At 68.8% G+C, this 18,769-nt stretch carries 11 protein-coding genes and 1 pseudogene; 7 read left to right on the forward strand and 5 right to left on the reverse strand.

The annotated features are described in order from the left end of the window. The first annotated feature begins 141 nt into the window (after window positions 1-141). The 6 genes from FK267_RS05110 (at window position 142) to FK267_RS05135 (ending at window position 7,264) form a co-directional block, all read left to right on the forward strand. Window positions 142-861: a DUF6803 family protein gene (locus tag FK267_RS05110; protein WP_141406523.1), complete on the forward strand. Its 720-nt coding sequence runs from the start codon at window positions 142-144 to the stop codon at window positions 859-861. Window positions 862-892: 31 nt separating this feature from the next. Further along, entirely contained in the window at window positions 893-1,609 is a 717-nt protein-coding gene (locus FK267_RS05115; RefSeq protein WP_003780993.1) for a response regulator transcription factor, read from the forward strand. A gap of 50 nt (window positions 1,610-1,659) precedes the next feature. Further along, complete coding sequence (locus FK267_RS05120; RefSeq protein WP_141406661.1) at window positions 1,660-2,715, forward strand: sensor histidine kinase; 1,056 nt, start codon at window positions 1,660-1,662, stop codon at window positions 2,713-2,715. Window positions 2,716-2,772: 57 nt separating this feature from the next. After that, window positions 2,773-4,257, forward strand: a complete 1,485-nt coding sequence (locus FK267_RS05125; RefSeq protein WP_141406524.1) for a multicopper oxidase family protein — start codon at window positions 2,773-2,775, stop codon at window positions 4,255-4,257. A gap of 187 nt (window positions 4,258-4,444) precedes the next feature. Next, the gene (locus tag FK267_RS05130) at window positions 4,445-4,741 is read left to right on the forward strand and encodes a hypothetical protein (protein WP_009400031.1); all 297 of its coding nucleotides are present in this window, start codon (window positions 4,445-4,447) and stop codon (window positions 4,739-4,741) included. A 45-nt stretch (window positions 4,742-4,786) separates the two neighbouring features. Beyond that, window positions 4,787-7,264 carry a copper-transporting P-type ATPase gene (locus FK267_RS05135; protein ID WP_141406525.1) on the forward strand — a complete coding sequence of 826 codons (2,478 nt, stop codon included), beginning with the start codon at window positions 4,787-4,789 and terminating at the stop codon, window positions 7,262-7,264. A gap of 25 nt (window positions 7,265-7,289) precedes the next feature. Here the strand turns inward: FK267_RS05135 and istB are convergent, their stop codons facing one another. The 5 genes and pseudogenes from istB to FK267_RS05160 form a co-directional block, all read right to left on the reverse strand. Next, window positions 7,290-8,102: an IS21-like element helper ATPase IstB gene (gene istB / locus FK267_RS05140; RefSeq protein WP_141406526.1), complete on the reverse strand. Its 813-nt coding sequence runs from the start codon at window positions 8,100-8,102 to the stop codon at window positions 7,290-7,292. Continuing rightward, window positions 8,099-9,637, reverse strand: a pseudogene (gene istA, locus FK267_RS05145) (IS21 family transposase). Before istA ends, istB begins: the two are co-directional and overlap by 4 nt. 139 nt (window positions 9,638-9,776) lie before the next feature. Next, window positions 9,777-11,885 (reverse strand): hypothetical protein, encoded by a 2,109-nt coding sequence (locus FK267_RS13745; RefSeq protein WP_141406527.1) that lies wholly within the window; start codon window positions 11,883-11,885, stop codon window positions 9,777-9,779. A 19-nt stretch (window positions 11,886-11,904) separates the two neighbouring features. Then, window positions 11,905-13,200, reverse strand: a complete 1,296-nt coding sequence (locus tag FK267_RS05155) for a hypothetical protein (protein WP_232622517.1) — start codon at window positions 13,198-13,200, stop codon at window positions 11,905-11,907. Next, window positions 13,200-15,302, reverse strand: a complete 2,103-nt coding sequence (locus tag FK267_RS05160) for a hypothetical protein (RefSeq protein WP_141406529.1) — start codon at window positions 15,300-15,302, stop codon at window positions 13,200-13,202. The genes FK267_RS05155 and FK267_RS05160 overlap by 1 nt, the downstream gene beginning before the upstream one ends. A gap of 589 nt (window positions 15,303-15,891) precedes the next feature. On the opposite strand from FK267_RS05160, the gene FK267_RS05165 reads away from it, so the two are divergent. After that, entirely contained in the window at window positions 15,892-18,492 is a 2,601-nt protein-coding gene (locus FK267_RS05165) for an ATP-dependent Clp protease ATP-binding subunit (RefSeq protein WP_003787373.1), read from the forward strand. Window positions 18,493-18,769: the final 277 nt, after the last annotated feature.

Raw genomic sequence — 18,769 nt, forward strand, 5'->3', positions numbered from 1 at the left:
CTCCTACCAGTGGCTCTGTCAACTTCGATTGGCCCCATGGTGACGGTCTGTTCTGGCCCCATGTCTACCCGGAGACCGGCTTGACCGAATCTTCACATTCCCTTGCCCCGACCTTGGTGTGGGGCTTCGAGGCTTGTGGCCATGACCTCGAACGAGAACTCTTCCCGTACCGTGCCGCTGGTTGCCCTGGGTGTCGGCACCATCGCAGCTGCCGCCCTGGCCCTGGCCGCCCCTGACCTGACCTCCGGGTCGGGGATGGAGGGCATGCCGATGACCCACTACATGGGGCTGTTGGCCGTGCGTCAGCCGTGGAACCTGCTGTTGTTCATGGCGCTTCCGGTCGTGCTGGCCGAGACGCTCGCGATCACCGAGTTGGTGATGCTGTTGGCTCGTCGGGGTGAGCGTCCGGCGCCGGGATGGGTTACGAAGGTGGGCCACTGGGCCGGGTTGCTGGCCGGGCCGGTGTGGGTGTTCATCGGCCTGCACCTGCTTATCACTGCCGTGGTTCCGCTGACGGTCAATGGTGGCTGGCGTGGCCCCGCGGACGTGATCGCTGTCCTGTCGTACCTGGCCGGTGGCGTGCCGATGATGGTGATCAGCCTGCTGGAGGCCGAGCTCTTGGGCCGCGACGAGACCGGGCGCCTGCGCCTGCACGTGGCGATGGTGGCGGTGTTCCTGGTGGTGGCCCACGTCGCGATGATCTTCGGCATGCTCGATCCTGCCGTCATGGGCTATTCGCCGAAGGCGCCGGCCTCGGTGCAGCACGACATGGGCAGCATGTCCGGCATGAACCACGACATGGGTGGCATGACGGACATGGACCACTCGACGATGATGCCCAGCTCCGCCCCGTCGAATTGATCCCCGGCCGGGTCCGTGGTGAGGTGGTGTCATGAACAGCGCTTCTGTTGCGGTTGTACCGAGTGTTCTGGTCGTCGACGACGAGCCGGTGCTGTCGGGCACGGTGAAGAACTACCTTGAGCGGGCCGGCATGTCGGCCCAGACCTGCGGGGACGGGCTGGCCGCGCTTGACCTTGTCCGGGCCACGGCCCCCGACGTGGTGGTGCTGGACCTGGGCCTGCCGGGCATGGACGGGGTGGAGGTGTGCCGCCAGCTGCGCACCTTCAGCGATTGCTACGTGTTGATGCTCACGGCCCGCGCCGACGAGGTCGACAAGCTGATCGGGTTGTCGGTTGGCGCGGACGACTACATGACCAAACCGTTCAGCCCGCGTGAGCTGGTGGCTCGCATCCAGGTGCTGCTGAGACGCCCCCGCGCCGGAAGTACGGGCGCCACGGCCGCGGTGGTGCACCGCATCGGCGCCCTCACCCTGGACCCGTCGTCGCGTCGGGTGGAGCTCGACGCGTCACCGGTGGAGCTGACCCGTACCGAGTTCGACCTGTTGCAGGCCCTGGCGGAACACCCCGGTTGGGTGCTGAACCGCCGCCAGCTCACCGACGCCGTGTGGGGCGAGGACTGGGTCGGCGACGACCACCTGGTCGACGTGCACATCGCGCACCTGCGCAAGAAGCTCGGTGACGACCCCTCCCAGCCCCGGTTCGTGCAGACGGTGCGCGGCGTCGGCTACCGGATGGGCCAAGGGCAGTGATGCCGCGCAACCCGCGCGGCAGTTGGGGACGCCGACTGCTGTGGACCCAGATGGCCGTGGTGGCGGCGATGGCCGCCACTACGGTGCTGACGGCACTGCTGGTCGGCCCGGCATGGTTCCGGATGCACATGCTCGAAGCCGGCCATGCCCAGCCCGATGTCGTCGAGCACGCTCAGCAGGCCTTCCACGACGCGGGCCTGGTGTCACTGGCCGTGGGTCTGGGCAGCGCGATGCTCGCCGCCCTCGGGGTCGCCACCGTCCTCAACCGGAACCTGTCGCGCGGGGTCGAAGCCCTCGTGGACGGCGCCCAACATGTCGCCGCCGGACACTACGACCAACCCGTCATGATGACCTCGGCCAGCCCCGAGCTGGCCCAGGTCGCTGACGCCTTTAACCACATGGCCAGCCAGATCGCCTCCACGGAGCAGACCCGACGACGCATGCTCACCGACCTGGGCCATGAGCTGCGCACCCCGCTGGCCGCCACCCAGGTCACCCTCGAAGGACTGCAGGACGGTGTGGTCGACTTCACCCCCGCAAACGTCGAGATCCTGCTAAGGCAGAACCAGCGGCTGGCCGCCCTGGCCGCCGACATCTCTGAGGTCTCCCGCGCCGAGGAAGGCCGCATCCCACTGTCGCTGAGCCACCAGGACCTCGACCAGATCGTGACGGCCAGCGTCGCCGCAGCCCGGCACGCCTACGACGCCGCCGGGGTGACGCTGCACGCCCAGACCGTTCCCGGCCTGCGCGTCGACGTGGATGCCGCTCGCATCGGGCAAGTCCTGGACAACCTGCTGCGCAACGCCCTGCAACACACGGTGGGCGGCAACCGGGTCGAGGTCGCGATGAGACACGAGCACGACCGGGCCGTGGTCCGCGTCACCGACAACGGCGTCGGCATCCCCACCGATGCCCTCACCCACGTCTTCGAACGCTTCTACCGCGTCGAGGACACCCGCACTCGCGACGTCGACGGTGGAACCGGTGTCGGCCTGGCGATCTCCAGCGCCATTGCCCGCGCCCACGGCGGTGACCTGACGGCCCACAGCGACGGCCCCGGCCACGGCGCAACCTTCGCGCTGACCCTGCCCACCGTGACTTCTTGACCAGATCTTGACCAATCCCTGCCGGGGGCTTCATCCGGGCCCGACAGGCTCAAGGACATGAACACACTTTCCCGCCGCCACGTGCTGTTCACCGGTCTCGGCCTGGCCTCGGCAGGGGCCTTGAGCGCCTGCGGCGCCAAGAACACCCCGGCTGCAGCACCCGCCGCGCCGAACTCCCCATTGACGATCCCCAGCCAGACCCCGCTGGTCGCAGCCCCCGGCACGAAGACCGTCAACCACGTCCTCACGCCCCGGCCGGTCACCCTCGATCTGGGCGGCGTCGCGGCCAGGACTTGGGCCTACGACGAGACCCTCGACGCCCCCGTCCTGCGGGCCCGCGCCGGAGACCTGCTGCAGGTCCGCGTCGAGAACAAGCTTCCCACCAGCACCTCCGTCCACTGGCACGGCATCGCGCTGCGCCAGCCAAGCGACGGCGTGCCCGGCGTCACCCAGCAACCCATCGAGGCCGGCAGCAGCTTCACCTACCAGTTCGTCGCCCCCGACCCCGGCACCTACTTCTTCCACCCCCACACCGGGGTGCAGATCGACCGCGGCCTGTACCGGCCGCTGGTCATCGACGACCCCGCTGAACCCGGCCGCTACGACCACGAGTGGATCATCACCCTCGACGACTGGGCCGATGGCGTGGGCACCTCACCCGATGACATCCTCGCCGCGTTCAAGGCCCAGAACGGCACCGTGTCCAGCGGCATGAACCACGACATGGGCGGCATGGACCACGGCATGTCACCCTTGGGTGACGCCGGGGACGTCACCTACCCCCACTACCTCGTCAACGGCCGCGTCCCCGCCGCGCCCCGCACCCTGACCGCCAAGCCCGGGCAGAAGGTACGACTGCGCGTCGTCAACGCCTCCTCCGACACCATCTTCAAGCTCGCCCTGCAGGGCCATCGACTCACCGTCACCCACACCGACGGGTTCCCTGTGACCCCCACCCAGGCCAGCGCCGTCTACCTCGCGATGGGAGAACGACTGGATGCGACCATCACCCTCGGCGACGGCGTGTTCGTGCTGCAGGCCGCGCCCGAGGGCAAGAAGGGCACCCCGGCCCGCGCCATCGTGCGCACCGGCTCCGGCAACGTCCCGGCCCCGGACACCCGCATCGCAGAACTCGACGGCAAGGCCCTGCTGACCACCCAGCTCAAGCCCGCCGACAGCGCCCGACTGCCCGACCGCAAGCCCGACACCACCCTCGACGTGGCACTCAACGGCCAGATGAAGCTCTACGCGTGGGGCCTCAACGGCAAACGCTTCGGCGAGGACACCCCACTGGCGCTCAGCCGCGGCCAGCGCGTGCGGCTGCAGATGACGAACATGACGATGATGGCCCACCCCATGCACATCCACGGCCACACTTGGGCCCTGCCCGGCAGCGACGGGCTGCGCAAGGACACCGTCCTGATCCGCCCCATGGAGACCGTCGAGGCCGACCTGCAGGCCGACAACCCCGGCACCTGGATGCTGCACTGCCACAACATCTACCACGCCGAACTCGGCATGATGACGACCCTGCGCTACTGACATCTCCCGGCCGATGTCGGCCACCCACGCCTGCCCTGATGGCGCGGCTGCCCCCTTGCGGCAGCCTCACCATCGCCGTCTGCAGAGCTTGACCAGACCTTCATCAAACCTCGCGAGCTCATTGACCTCGCCCCGTCACCGTGGAAGTGGAAGGAAAACCCCTTCCCCGAGCAGACAAGGACACGCCATGTACACGAGCCCCGACCAGGCCCCCCGCTCCTTCGGCGAGGCCCCCCGCCAGCCCCTGACCGGCCCAATGACCGACCAGGACCCCACCAGCACCACCCACCAGCACGGCAAGTCCCACCACTGGATGCACCTGCTGATGTGCGCACCGATGCTGCTCGTGGTCGCCGGCTACCTGTGGGCCGGACGTGCCAGCCTCGCCGCCGGCGGTGTCCTGGCCGCCCTCGTGCCCGCCATCAGCTGCATGCTCATGATGTGGCTGATGATGCGCATGATGGACCACGGATCCCAGCACTGACCACCGCCCGCCATCCACCGGCAGCACCGTCTCGAGGAGCAACCCATGAACCACCCGGCAGCCACCGCCACCCACGACCACACCACCCGCTACACGTGCCCGATGCACCCCGAGGTGACCAGCGACCAGCCCGGCCGCTGCCCCGAGTGCGGCATGTTCCTCGTCGATGCCGACGCTGCACCCGCCACCCACCAGCACGGACACGGCCGCCAGAACGGACATGCCCAGCAGCACGACACCCACGACAAGGGCACGTGGCTCTGCCCGATGCACCCCGAGGTGACCAGCGACCACCCGGGACGCTGCCCCAAGTGCGGGATGTTCCTGCAACCCGCCGACGGTGGGGACGCGCCGGCCGCACAGCACCACGACCACCAGCACCCCACCGGCGAGCCGGCGGTGGTGGCCGGTGCGGTCGCTGCAGGGGACTGGACCTGCCCGATGCACCCCGAGGTCCGCAGCGACGGCCCCGGTGACTGCCCGATCTGTGGCATGGCGCTGGAGCGGGTCTCGGCCGGGCTCGACGACGGCCCGAACCAGGAGCTCGTCGACATGCGTCGCCGGTTCTGGGTGGCGGCGGTGCTGAGCGTGCCGCTGGTGGCGATGGTGATGGTTCCCATGGTGCTGGGGCGTGCGCTGCCCGGCAGCGTCGCGCCGTGGCTCGAGCTGGCCCTGTCGACGCCGGTGGTGTGGTGGGCTGGGTGGCCGTTCTTCGTGCGCGGCGCGAAGTCGGTGGTCAGCCGTCACCTGAACATGTTCACCCTGGTGTCGTTGGGTGTCGGTGCCGCGTGGCTGTACAGCGTGGTCGCGGTGCTGGCGCCGGGGTTGTTCCCGTCCGGGATGCGGGCGATGGACGGCCGGGTCGGCACCTACTTCGAGGCCGCGGCAGTCATCATCACCCTGGTGCTGCTCGGCCAGGTCCTCGAGCTGCGGGCCCGCGACCAGACCTCCGGTGCGATCCGCACCCTGCTCGACCTGTCACCGGCCACCGCGCACCGCATCGGGGCCGACGGCACCGAGACCGACGTGCCGGCCGCCGAGCTGCAGCTGGGCGATCGGTGCCGGGTGCGGCCGGGCGAGAAGGTGCCGGCCGACGGCACCGTGGTCGATGGTCACGCGTATGTGGACGAGTCGATGATCACCGGCGAGCCGGTTCCGGTCGACAAGAGCCCCGGTGACCGGGTCATCGGCGGCACGATCATCCAGGGCGGCAGCCTGGTGGTGGAGGCCACTGGCCTGGGCGCCGACTCGACCCTGGCCCGGATCGTCGACCTGGTCTCCCAGGCGCAGCGGTCCCGTGCTCCGATCCAGGGACTGGTCGACAAGATCTCGGCGGTGTTCGTGCCGGTCGTGATCGCCGTCGCCCTGGCCACCTTCGGGTTGTGGCTGGCGATCGGGCCGCAGCCGCGGCTGCCGTTCGCGATCGTGGCCGCCGTCAGCGTGCTGATCATCGCCTGCCCGTGTGCGCTGGGTCTGGCCACGCCAATGTCGATCATGGTCGGGGTCGGGCGCGGCGCCAGCGAGGGCGTGCTGGTCAAGAACGCCGAGGCCCTCGAACGACTGCAGAAGGTCGACACCGTCGTCGTCGACAAGACCGGTACCCTCACCCAGGGCCGCCCCAGCCTGGTCGACCAGCAGGGCGTCGACGGCCACGAGGACGCCCGGACACTGCTGCTCGCCGCGGCTGTGGAGGCCGGCTCCGAACACCCCCTCGCCAGGGCGGTGGTCGATGCTGCCCGCCAGACGGGACGCACGGTGCCGGCGGCCAGCGATTTCGCCGCCCACCCGGGTGGCGGTGTCAGCGCCACCGTCGACGGTCAGCACGTGCTCGTCGGCAGCCCCGCCTTCCTGGGCAGCCAGCACGTCGACACCCATGCCCTGGACGCCGTGGTGGAGGCCTACCGTCGCCGTGGCGCGACCGCGATCGTCGTGGCCGTCGACGGCAGGCCCGCCAGTGTGCTGGCCATCGCCGACCCGCTCAAGGCGACCACCGCCGGCGCGATCGAGGACCTGCGTCGGCGCGGGATGAAGGTCGTCATGCTCACCGGCGACAATGCCACCACCGCCCGGGCCATCGCCGACGAGCTGCGCATCGACCAGGTCGTCGCCGACGTCCTGCCCGACCAGAAGCACGGCCACGTGCAGGCCCTGCAGGCCCAGGGCCACACGGTCGTTATGGCCGGCGACGGCGTCAACGACGCCCCCGCCCTCGCCGTGGCCGACGTGGGTGTGGCCATGGGCACCGGCACCGACGTGGCCATCGAGAGCGCCGACGTGACCCTGCTCGGCGGTGACCTGGCCGCCCTGGTCAAGGCCCGCGACCTGTCGGTCGACACGATACGCAACATCCGCCAGAACCTGGTCTTCGCGTTCGTGTACAACGTGTTCGGTATCCCGCTGGCCGCCGGCGCCCTCTACCCGGCCTTTGGCTGGCTGCTGTCGCCCGTCATCGCGGCCGCCGCCATGGCCCTCAGCTCGGTCAGCGTGATCACCAACTCGCTGCGGTTGCGCCGTCACCGCTGACCCCAAGAGCCCAGCCGGTCGTTGTTCACCCCATCACAGATGCCCGGGCTCGGGTATGGGCGAGGCGGTAGGAGTTTGTGCCGGTTTCGATGATGGTGGCGTTGTAGGTGAGGCGGTCGACGATTGCTGCGCACAGGCGGGGGTCGGTGAAGGTGTCGGTCCAGGCGGAGAAGGACTGGTTGGAGGCGATCGCGATGGCGTTCTTCTCCTCTCGTTCGGTGAGGACCTGGAACAGCAGTTCGGCGCCTCGCCGGTCGAGTTCCAGGTAGCCGAGCTCGTCAATCACGAGGAGGTCGACGCGGCCGTAGCGGTTGATGGTCTTGGTGAGTTGTTTCTCGTCGGCGGCTTCGACGAGCTCGTTCACGAGCCGGGTGGCGAGGGTGTATCGGACGCGGTAGCCCTGCTCGGCGGCGGTGCCGAGCGCGATGAGCAGGTGAGACTTGCCGGTGCCGGAGCCCCCGATCAGGCACAGCGGGTCGCCGCGGCGGATCCAGTCGCCGGTGGCGAGCTCGTTGATGGTGGCCGGGTTGATGTTGGGGTTCGCGGTGAAGTCGAAGTCGGCGAGCCATTTCTCGCGGGGGAAGCCGGCGCTCTTGATGCGACGCAGGGTGGAGCGGCGGTCGCGGTCGTCGACCTCGGCCAGGAGGAGTTCGGCGAGGAAGCCCTGGTAGGTGAGTTGTTCCTTGGTGGCGGCCGTCACGGCGTCGTCGACGACGGCGCGGATCGTGGGCAGCCGAAGCTGGCGGCAGGCTTGGTCGATCGCGGCCTGCGCGGCTTGCTCGGTGAGGCCCTGACGACGGCGAAGGCTCTCGGGACGGCTGGTGCTGGTGGTGGTCATGGGGTTCCTGTCGGGGTGTGGTGGTGAGTCTCGGCGGGGGCCGGGGCGGGATCGGGCTGGCGTCGGCACAGGAGTTCGTCGTAGGCGGTGACGGTGGGCAGGGGCCGGGTGTCTTCGGGCAGGTGCGCGATGACCTGGTGCGGGGTGGTGGGGCGTCGGGGTGGCAGGTTCACGACCGTCCCGCCCCTGGTCTGGCTGGCTGGGGCGGGTGTGTGGGTGGTGGCATGGCGGCGGGCTTCGACGGCGATGACGTCGGGGCTGATCGCGCCCACCGACAGGGCCGCGGTGAATGCTCCGGCGGCGCGGGCCTGCGCGAGGGCGGTGGAGCCGGGGAACGCGCCGGGCTTGTGCCGCAGCACTTCGAGGTAGTGGTCCAGCTCGACCCGGGTCACGCGCCGGGTGCCGAGGCGAGGGTGGGTGGCGAGGACGGTGCGGCCCTCGAACACGAGCACGCACGAGGCCCGCAGGGACACGCGGACGCGTTGGCCGATGAGGTGCGCGGGGACGGAGTACTTGACCATGCGGACGGTGATCAGGGCGGAGCGGTCGACGCGGGGGTGGAGGATCAGGCCGGGGTCGAAGTCGTCGGCCGGCAACGGTGCCAGGTGGGGCAGCTCGGCGTGGTGGTCCTGCCCGATCGTGTTGGCGTGGCCGGTGATGCGGCGGGTGTTGTCGTCGTGCTCCCAGGCGCGGATCTTGTCGTTGAGTTCGTCCAGGGTGGCGACTTCGGGCATGGGGGTGAGGTGGTTGCGGCGGAACCATCCGACCTCACCCTCGACGCCGCCTTTCTCGTGGGCGCCGTCGATGCCGGGCTGGCAGTAGAACGCGTCGAAGCCGTAGTGGGAGCGGAACAGCACTCAGCGTTCGTTCTCGTCGCGTAGCCGGTCGCCGCCGTGGATGACCTGGACGACGGCGGAGGTGAGGTTGTCGTAGCGGATGTGGCGGGTGGGGATGCCGCCCAGGGCGTGGAAGGCCTCGATGTGTCCTTCGAGGAAGGCCTCCTGTCCGCCGGTCGGGTAGACGCGGTGGATGGCCTTGCCGGAGTGGGACAGGCGGTAGACGAACATGTGGCACTTGGTCTTGACGCCGTCCAGGATGACGTAGACCTCGCCGAAGTCGACCTCGGCCTCCGCGCCGGGGGCGTGGTCCTGCGGCACCATCGCCTCCACCCGGCGCCCGGCCTCCAGATCGATCTGCGCGCGCCTGACCCGGACGTAGTCCCGCACCATGGAGTAGGACAGGTCGGTGGCGCCGTGCTCGTCGCGCAGCCGGGCCAGGATCCTGGTCGCGGTATGGCGCTGCTTGCGCGGCGCGGTCAGGTCATAGGTGAGCATCTCGTCGATCGCCGGCTTGTACGGGTCCAGGCGCGGTGCTGTGCGGACCGGTTTCTTGCGGGGTGGGGGTTCGGCTGCGGCGAGTGCCTGGCGGACGGTGCGGCGGTGGACTCCGTGTTTGCGGGCGAGCTCGCGGATGGACAGGCCATCGACTCGCGCGTCGTGGCGGATGTCGGCGTACAGCTGCACTCGTGATCCCATCTTGGCTCCCTTGCCCTCGCGACTGGTTCCCAGTGATGGGGACCAGCGTGAAGGGGTGGGGCCAGTTCAGACCGTCAACACCCCGGCAAGTCGCACGCGGGGCCAGATCAGGCCGTCACAACGGGGCCGAACCAAGCTGTCACAACCATGCCAGTCCGTAGAGACGAATGCGCGTACCGGTGGTCTGACTCTCGTAGGTGGGGCGCAGAAGGACGACGGTGACACCCGGCGCGCTGAGTGCGCTGATGCCGTCGTTGCCTCCTAGCATATTGACGGGGAAGTCCTGAACGCCGCCGTTGCGGCCGCGTGCTCCTGGAACGAAGGGGACTGTGCCGTTCTCCAGGGGGATGGAGGTGGCTTTCGACTTGTCTCCCGACTGAAGGCTGATGCGTCCCTGTCCGTCGTCGGCGCGGGTGACCCCGACGGCGGTGACGAGCCCCGGATCCTGGGGGGCTGCCAGCACAGCACGAGTCCTGGGGTTGAAGGTGGTGGCGACCGTGGACTGGTCCTTCCACCCATCTGGGCCGGGGGTTGCGTTCGGTTCGACCGGGGTGGGCGTGGCGGCCGGTAGGACGGCCAGCCTCCCGGAGAGAAAGGACGCCATTGGGGCGATGCCGAGGGTCTGGCCCAGGTCGTAGGTATGGGTGTCGGCGCCGGGCACCTTCGCCAGGGTGTCAAGGGAGACGGCCTGGGCGCGGTGAGCCTTCGAGTAGTTCCAATCGACATCGTTGAACTCATCCTGGGTGGCCTCGGGGTAGGTGACTGTCCAGCCCTCGACGATGAGCAGCTCCCGATTGGCGTAGGCGGCCGGAACGTCCCTGACGACACCGCGGGGGTTGGTATCCGGGACGAGTGTGAAAAGGCCGATCCCGTTGGGGCTACCGGGGATTTTCTCCGCGCGAATGAGGCTGGCGTGCCCTGCTGTGCCTGTGTATGGGGAGCCCTCCTCGGAGAGATCGAGGTCGACGTCGCTCAGCCGCCACAGGATGGAGTCGTCAGCCAGCGAGTAGATGGTGCTGCCGGCCAGGAGCACGGAGTCGGTGAGCTGGACGGCCTTGCCGTCGTGGAGGTGCTCGTTGGTGACCCGTCCGGTCACGGTGTCCAGGACGATGGTGAGGGACTGCTCCCGACCGAGATCGCCGTCAGAGCGCATGCGCTGGGACTCCAGCTCCCCGAGCGTCAGGGCGACGTGGCGCCTGTCCGGGCTGGTGATGAGATACGGGCGCTCACCAAGGACGCCGTTGACACGTCCCCCGTACTGGGCGAACTTCTTGCCTTGACGGTCGTAGTCCCAGCGGATCTTCCCGGTGGAGGGATCCAGGCTGATGAGGCTGTCATCGGTGAGGACGAGGGGGCCTGCAGCCCCTGCGGTTGCGTCCAGCGCGGCGGGGATGTCGTGGGTCCAGGTTGCCTGAGACGGGAAGGAGGTCGGGTAGGTGGGCAAGGTGGCGGGGGCGGCCACAGGGATCGGGCGGGGCCGGTCCCAGTTGTGGGCGAGGTAGGCGCTTGCGCTGAGCACGAGGGACGGGGCCAGGAGGATCACCACCAGAACGATGCGCGGCCCCCAGGAGCCGGCGCTCCGGAGGTGGGCGGGCAGAAGGCGTGAGAGACCAGCAGACCTGTCACGCAGCCGTGAACGGAGCGAGGAGGCCTGTGCGAGCTCGGGGAAGAAGGAGCGGGTGACGCGTTGGAGGAGGTCGAAGGTGAAGAAGGCACCCAGCCCCAGGGCCGCCATCGTGAAGGCGAGCAGCTCGCCGGCGCTGGCGTCCAGCGTCATGAAGATGCCGTGCCACAGGCGCAACGCTTCTCCGGCACTGAGTAGGCCGCAGACGGCCACCCCGGCAACGGGCAGGAGCCGCTTGATGATGCGCCAGCAGGTCCTCGCCCGATGCTGCCAGTCGACCCAGTACTCGGCCGGCTCCTCCCAGGCGAGAATGCCGATCCCCCACAGGACGAGCGCCGTGACCAGCGGTGCGAGGCCGAGGTAGAGGAGCACCCACCGCATCGTCAGATCAGCGCGCCACGCCAGGTAGAGGCCGGCCGCTACGAGGACGGTGAGCATGGCGCCGACCTTCAGCGCCCAGAAGAGGCGCTCGAACCGCCGCGACCAGACCTGACGGCGCTCCTGAGGCGTGCGGGGACGCCGACGGCGGGCAAGAGCTGACAGCGAGGAGTAGGGATTCTCTGAGGTGAGGGGAGTGGGAGCCGCGAGAGGCTCCACGTCCTCTCCGGGGCGTTGATCGGTCATCGTGCTGTCTTCCGGGCCGCTACTTGCTGGTGAACTGCTCGAGGTTCTCGGTGTGGGGATGGCCGTCGTCGGCGGCGCTGAGCCAGAAGACCGGGGTGGAGGTCGTCTCACCGCTCGCGTCAGTGCTCGTCCGGCTGACCACCAGCCCGGGTCCGGTGGGGACACCGACCGATTCGGCCTTTCCTCCCGTGAGGTCGTGCGTGCTTCCGGAGTTCAGGTCGACGATCTGGGTGGACAGGGCGTCCCAGGCTGCTCGCGTCTGGTCATCGTCCTTCCCTGCGGTGCTGGCGGCGAGTGTGGCCGCGGCGGCAGGATCGCTGAAGCGTTGAAGCCATCCGCCGGGGTAGACCCGATTGACACCGGTGATGGTTCTGCGCACTGTGCCGTCCGTACCCATCTGGGTCACCGTGAACGGGCGGAACCGGGTGCTCCAGTCGTTGCCGGTGGTGGGGGAGTACGGGGACAGGAGGAGTGAGTCCCGGGAGGCGCCGATGAGCCAGTGGTCACAGGGGATGGTGGACGGTTTACCCGCAAGGTTGCTCAGCGGGTAGACGGAGATGACTCCCTGACCCTCGGCTCCCGGGTAGTAGTTCTGGGCGGTCTGGATGGCCAGGCTGTCGTTGGTGAGGACCCGCCCCAGGATCAGTCCGGAGACCTCCACCGAGCCTTCGAGCTTCCCCGTCTCGGCGCTGAGGACGACGACGTAGGCGCGCTGGGCTGAGAAGTCGTCGTCCTGAGCCGTCCGGTGCGGTTGGAGAATGAGTGAGATGTGCTTCCCGTCGGGACTGACGACGCCCACGCCGGAGGATTCCTGTTCGAGAAGACGGAACGTGTTCTTTTGAGTGGTTGACCAGTCATCACTGCTGTCCTGGTACTCGTGATCGAATACCGCAGGTTCGATGCGGCTGGCCCACTGCATGCCCTTGATATCCGGTTTGTACCCCGTGCTACCCGGTTTGTAGCTGGTGACGACTCCTGCGCGTTCCAACTTGGCACCGGATGAGACCTGCGAGTTGTCCACCCTGACGGTCCCATAGCGGGTAGGCAGGTCGCCAACGTCAATGACGTGGAAGTGCTTCCGTTCGGACTCCACCTGATCTGCACTGAGCGAGGTGACGGAGACTCCCGCCGACGGCGTGGTCGCCGCGGTCTTCGGGGCTGAGGAGCCGCAGCCGGACAGTGGCAGTGAGATCAGGAGCGCTGCCACCAGGGCGCGGGCGGCGCGGCTCGCCACCGAACCGGTGCGGTGACGGCGCATCGAGGGCATGGGGGCGGGCATAGGGTTGGGCTTCGTCGCGTGTGTCGTGTGGCGCATCATCGGGCTTCTCCTCCCACGGCGTAGATGCGAGAGGTGCCGGAATACCGCGTGCCTGTCCGAACCATGATGATGGTGGCGCCGGGAGTACTGATGGCGCTCGCTAGATTCTCTTCCGGCCTCACGTCGGCCAGTGCCAGATCCTTGAGCTGAGGGTTGTAGAGCTTGTCTCCCGGCGGAGCGAATGTTGTCCCCGGTGCCAGAGGGATTGATACGCCCGATGACCCGTCTGCGGGCTTGACGGTGATCCGTCCCTCGACGGCTTCACCCACGGCGGCCTGGGTGATGCCGACGGAGGCGGCGGCGAGTCCCGGCGTCTGTGCCGCCGTCGTCACCGCCAGGGTCCGAGGGTTGAAGACGGAGCCGACAGTGCCGAAGGCCTCCCACAGGTGAAGCTCTAAGTCCACGTCATCCTTTGGCTTCTCCGCTGGGAGGGGCGGGAAGGTCACGAGAGTCTGCGATTTCCTGGAGGCGACCGAGTTGACCTCGGAGGTCATGCCGAGATCGTAGGCCCGAGTATCTGCTCCGGGGACATCGGCCAGGCCGTCGAGGCTGACGGCTTGGACCTCCCTATCCTGTAGGCCCTTCTCGGACCATGACGGCTTGACCTGTTTCCCGCCGGGTTTGTCGACGACTGCCCAGCCGTCGATGACGACGGGGCCGTGGTCGACGTTGGACCCGCGGGTGGTCTGAGGGGATGACCGGGGGGTGAGGTCAGGAAGCTCATGCGTGGTGGTGGGATCCTTCTGGGATACGACGACGTCGTGGTCCCCCGAGGGGAGACTGAGGACGAAGGCCGAGTGACCGGCTGCGCCGGAGTAGGCGGCCTGGGCGGACTGAGAGCCTGAGGCGCCGTCAATGGTGAGCTTTCGAAGGTCCCACATGGTCGACCGGTCCTTCAGCGAGTAGGCGGTGGTGCCGTAGAGGACTGCCGAGTCGGTCATCTGGAGGGTACTGTCGCCGCGCCAGTCGAAGACCGTGGCTCCGGTGATGGTGTCCAGGACGACGGTGGCCTTCGGCGTCGAGGAGTCGAGTTCTCCGTCAGTGTTGGTCAAGGATGTGTAGACGACCGGATCATCGAATCTCAACGCCATGTAGCGGCCATCGGGACTGCGGATGACTTTTCCCGCTGTTGAGCCCTTGCGCTGGTAGCTCCAGCGGTTCGAGCCGTCACGGGGGTCGAGTCCGGTGGCTCCGTCGGACGTGAGAATGATGGGGCCGGCGGCTCCGGCGATCACGTCCTGTCCGCTCGCCAGGTTCTTGGTCCACGTCTCCTGCGAGGCGAAGCCGGTGGGGTATGCCGGCAGCTGGTCGGCGTTCACCGACGGGCCCGTGGCCTGGGTGATGGTGGGCCGGCCGGACGCCGTCGGGTGGCCGCGGTATGGGACGGCGAAGGAGGCGACGAGCGCTACGACGGGAACAAGGGCGAGCAGGGCGCGAGGGCCCAGAGCCCGGAGGGAGGAGCGCCACGGTCGCCGCAGCTGAGCGCGCAGGTCGTGTATCCGCGCCGAGATCGGCTGGGGCTCGTACAGCGATTTGTCGGCATAGGGCTCGAACAGAGCGCGCGAGGCCCGCAGAAGAATGTCTGTGGACAGCAAGAGGGCGAAGGCGGCGACACCCATGGAGTAGGCCAGGGCCTCGCCGAGGCTGACCGCGTAGGTGGAGAACACGAACCTCCAGAGACTGACGATCGGGAGGACGGCGTACACGGCAGCGGCCGGGACCAGGACGGCGGGTAGGAGCATGAGCGCTGAGCGGGCCGCGGTCAGGACCCTGTTGCGCGTGCTGCGGCTGTCATGGCGAGGCTCGGGCCAGAGGACGACCCCGCACGCCCACAGGAACACGGTCAGCGCCAGCCCCTTCCAGGACAGCAGGGGGAGCTTGAGCAGCACCTTGGCGATCCCGCTGCCGTAGATGACGCAGAGGGCGGCCGCGGCCACCATGCCGAGGAAGCAGCCGAAACGCAGCGACGTCAAGGCAGCGATGATGCGCTGATGGCGGCGTCTGCGCCGGTTGAGGGCCGCATCGGCCTGGTTGGCGCTGTGGCCGGAAGTGGAGGGGGACTCGTCGATGGGGTGGTCGACGTCGGCGGCGCGTGGCATGGCGTGGGGGTCCTTCGTTGTGGGCCGGCTTGGGCGTCACTTGGTGGAGAACTGCTCGAGGTTCTCGGTGTGGGGGTGGCCGTCGTCGGCGGGAGAAGGCTCGGGAGGCATGACCCCCATTGTGATGGGCGGAACCGAATCGTGCGGCAGAATTCGTGAGGCAGCTCGTCCTGTGCCGCGTGAAAACACCGATGCCGTCTCTGCTGCCGCGGTCGTGCCTTATGCCGCGCGGTCGAGGGTTCAGGGGGCGACCGCGAGACCTAACCTACGACCGCGGCCGGTGGGGTGGGGCGCTAGGGGTGGGGCGCCAGGCGGCCGGTGGCGTGGGGCGGCAGAGGTGGGGCGCCAGGCGTGGAATGCCGGGTGCGGGCGCCAGGAGGAGGAGACCGCCCTCGTGACTCCTCATCTTGAGCCGACCCGGCTCAAGGCTTACTCACGCCTACCGCGAACAGGGGCATGGCCCGGGCGTCGGCCTGGTTAGCCTTGTCAGCACGTGCTCTCAGCGCCATCTCTCCGCGGCGCTGCGACATCCCTCGCCACCACCGGACGAGCGGTCCCGCACTGAGCGCGTGCCGAGGAGGAATTACTGATGTTTGAACGCTTTACCGACCGCGCCCGACGCGTCGTCGTGCTCGCGCAGGACGAGGCGCGGGCCCTGAACCACAACTACATCGGCACCGAGCACCTCCTTCTCGGCCTCATCCACGAGGGCGAGGGAGTGGCCGCCAAGGCCCTGGAGTCCATGGACATCTCCCTGGACGCCGTGCGCAGCCAGGTCATCGAGATCATCGGCGAGGGACAGTCCGCCCCCACCGGCCACATCCCCTTCACGCCGCGCGGCAAGAAGGTCTTCGAGCTCTCCATGCGCGAGGCCCTCCAGCTCGGCCACAACTACATCGGCACCGAGCACCTGCTCCTCGGCCTCCTGCGCGAGGGCGAGGGCGTGGCCGCCCAGGTCCTGACCAACCTCGGCGGGGACCTGTCCAGCGTGCGCCAGACCGTCATGCAGATGCTCTCGGGCTACGAGGGCAAGGAGACCGTCAACGCCGGCGGCCCCTCCAAGGAGGGCACGCCCTCGGGCAGTGCCATCCTGGACCAGTTCGGCCGCAACCTCACCGCCGCCGCCCGCGAGGGCAAGCTGGACCCGGTCATCGGCCGCAAGAAGGAGATGGAGAGGGTCATGCAGGTCCTCTCCCGGCGCACCAAGAACAACCCCGTCCTCATCGGGGAGCCGGGCGTGGGCAAGACCGCCGTCGTCGAGGGCCTGAGCCAGGCCATCGTCCACGGCGACGTCCCCGAGACCCTGCGCGACAAGCAGCTCTACTCCCTGGACATGGGCTCGCTCGTGGCCGGCTCGCGCTACCGCGGCGACTTCGAGGAGCGCCTCAAGAAGGTCCTCAAGGAGGTGCGCACTCGCGGCGACATCGTCCTGTTCATCGACGAGATCCACACCCTCGTCGGTGCCGGCGCCGCCGAGGGTGCCGTCGACGCCGCCTCCATCCTCAAGCCCATGCTGGCCCGCGGTGAGCTCCAGACCATCGGGGCCACCACCCTGGACGAGTACCGCAAGATCGAGAAGGACGCCGCCCTGGAGCGCCGCTTCCAGCCGGTGACCGTCGACCAGCCCAGCATCGAGGAGACCATCGGGATCCTCACCGGCCTGCGCGACCGCTACGAGGCCTTCCACCGCATCGTCATCACCGACGAGGCCATTGAGGCCGCCGCCAAGCTCGCCGACCGCTACATCAACGACCGCTTCCTGCCGGACAAGGCCATCGACCTGGTCGACGAGGCCGGTGCCCGCCTGCGCATCCGCCGCATGACGGCTCCGCCCGAGCTGCGCGAGATCGATGAGCAGATCGCCCAGGTCAAGCGGGAGAAGGAGTCGGCCATCGACGACCAGGACTTCGAGCGCGCCGCCTCCCTGCGCGACGACGAGCGCCGCCTGGCCGACGAGCGCGCCGCCAAGGAGAAGGCCTGGAAGTCCGGCGACCTCGACCAGGTCGCCGAGGTCGACGAGGCGCTCATCGCCGAGGTCCTGGCCATGTCCACCGGCATCCCGGTGGTCAAGCTGACCGAGGCCGAGTCCGCCAAGCTCCTCAACATGGAGGCCGAGCTCCACAAGCGCATCATCGGCCAGAACAAGGCCATCGAGGCCCTGTCGAAGTCGATCCGCCGCACCCGTGCCGGCCTGAAGGACCCCAAGCGCCCCGGCGGCTCCTTCATCTTCGCCGGCCCCACCGGCGTCGGAAAGACCGAGCTGGCCAAGGCCCTGGCGGAGTTCCTGTTCGACGACGAGGACGCCCTCATCCAGCTCGACATGTCCGAGTTCGCCGAGAAGCACACGGTCTCGCGGCTCTTCGGCGCCCCTCCCGGCTACGTCGGCTACGACGAGGGCGGCCAGCTCACCGAGAAGGTGCGCCGTCGGCCCTTCTCCGTGGTCCTGTTCGACGAGGTCGAGAAGGCCCACCCGGACATCTTCAACTCCCTGCTGCAGATCCTGGAAGACGGGCACCTCTCCGACGCCCAGGGCCGCGTGGTCGACTTCAAGAACACCGTCATCATCATGACCACCAACCTCGGCTCCAAGGACATCGGCAAGTCAGTGGCCACCGGCTTCCAGTCCACCGAGTCCGGCGCCATGGACTACGAGGAGATGAAGGCCCACGTCAACCGCGAGCTCAAGCAGCAGTTCCGGCCCGAGTTCCTCAACCGCGTCGACGACCTCATCGTCTTCCCGCAGCTGACCAAGGAGGAGGTGCGCCAGATCGTCGACCTCATGATCGTGCGCCTCGACAAGCGCCTGGCCGAGCAGCAGATGACCATCGAGCTGACCGAGGCCGCCAAGGACCTCCTGGCCGAGCGCGGCTTCGACCCGGTGCTCGGCGCCCGTCCGCTGCGCCGCGCCATCCAGCGCGACATCGAGGACGCCCTGAGCGAGAAGATCCTCTTCGGCGAGCTCGAGCGGGGGCAGAAGGTCATCGTCGACGCCGAGGGCGAGTCCATCCTGGGTGAGTTCATCTTCCGCGGTGAGCCCTGGGAGCAGGGCGAGGCCGAGGTCGCCGCACTGCGTGAGGCCGAGGACGCCGCGGCCGGTGGTGGGGGTGGGGCCTCCAGCCCGCTGCGCATCTCCACTCCGCCGATCAGTCGTGGCGGCGGCGCCTCGCCGGCCGCCGAGCCCGGGCGCTGACCTCGCCGGGCCCCGCCCGGTCCAGTTCCCTTATCAGTTCCATACGATGGGCCGCAACCCCACTGGGGTTGCGGCCCATCGTCGTCGCTGCGCGTCGGGGCCCTCAGGCTGCAAGGCGCGTTGGCGCGAACCGCGGGGAGGCGGTGGGGCCGCCTTGCCCCCGTGCTCATTTTTCCAGGTGGCGACCATGATCGTGGACGCAGGAGTGTGCGGGGTGCAGTTCACGGCTGCGAATATGCACGGGCCTCATAGTCGCCTGAACTGCGAAGCAAGCACA

This window comes from Actinomyces oris (genome assembly GCF_006546825.1).
Classification (GTDB): Bacteria; Actinomycetota; Actinomycetes; order Actinomycetales; family Actinomycetaceae; genus Actinomyces; species Actinomyces oris.

Bases quoted from the DNA above. Each gene is read 5' to 3' on its own strand.
- FK267_RS05125 (WP_141406524.1), top strand. From the start codon at position 2,773: ATGAACACACTTTCCCGCCGCCACGTGCTGTTCACCGGTCTCGGCCTG.
- istB (WP_141406526.1), bottom strand. From the start codon at position 8,102: ATGACCACCACCAGCACCAGCCGTCCCGAGAGCCTTCGCCGTCGTCAG.
- FK267_RS05115 (WP_003780993.1), top strand. From the start codon at position 893: ATGAACAGCGCTTCTGTTGCGGTTGTACCGAGTGTTCTGGTCGTCGAC.
- FK267_RS05120 (WP_141406661.1), top strand. From the start codon at position 1,660: ATGGCCGTGGTGGCGGCGATGGCCGCCACTACGGTGCTGACGGCACTG.
- FK267_RS05130 (WP_009400031.1), top strand. From the start codon at position 4,445: ATGTACACGAGCCCCGACCAGGCCCCCCGCTCCTTCGGCGAGGCCCCC.
- FK267_RS05135 (WP_141406525.1), top strand. From the start codon at position 4,787: ATGAACCACCCGGCAGCCACCGCCACCCACGACCACACCACCCGCTAC.
- FK267_RS05155 (WP_232622517.1), bottom strand. From the start codon at position 13,200: ATGCGCCACACGACACACGCGACGAAGCCCAACCCTATGCCCGCCCCC.
- FK267_RS05160 (WP_141406529.1), bottom strand. From the start codon at position 15,302: ATGCCACGCGCCGCCGACGTCGACCACCCCATCGACGAGTCCCCCTCC.
- FK267_RS13745 (WP_141406527.1), bottom strand. From the start codon at position 11,885: ATGACCGATCAACGCCCCGGAGAGGACGTGGAGCCTCTCGCGGCTCCC.
- FK267_RS05165 (WP_003787373.1), top strand. From the start codon at position 15,892: ATGTTTGAACGCTTTACCGACCGCGCCCGACGCGTCGTCGTGCTCGCG.
- FK267_RS05110 (WP_141406523.1), top strand. From the start codon at position 142: ATGACCTCGAACGAGAACTCTTCCCGTACCGTGCCGCTGGTTGCCCTG.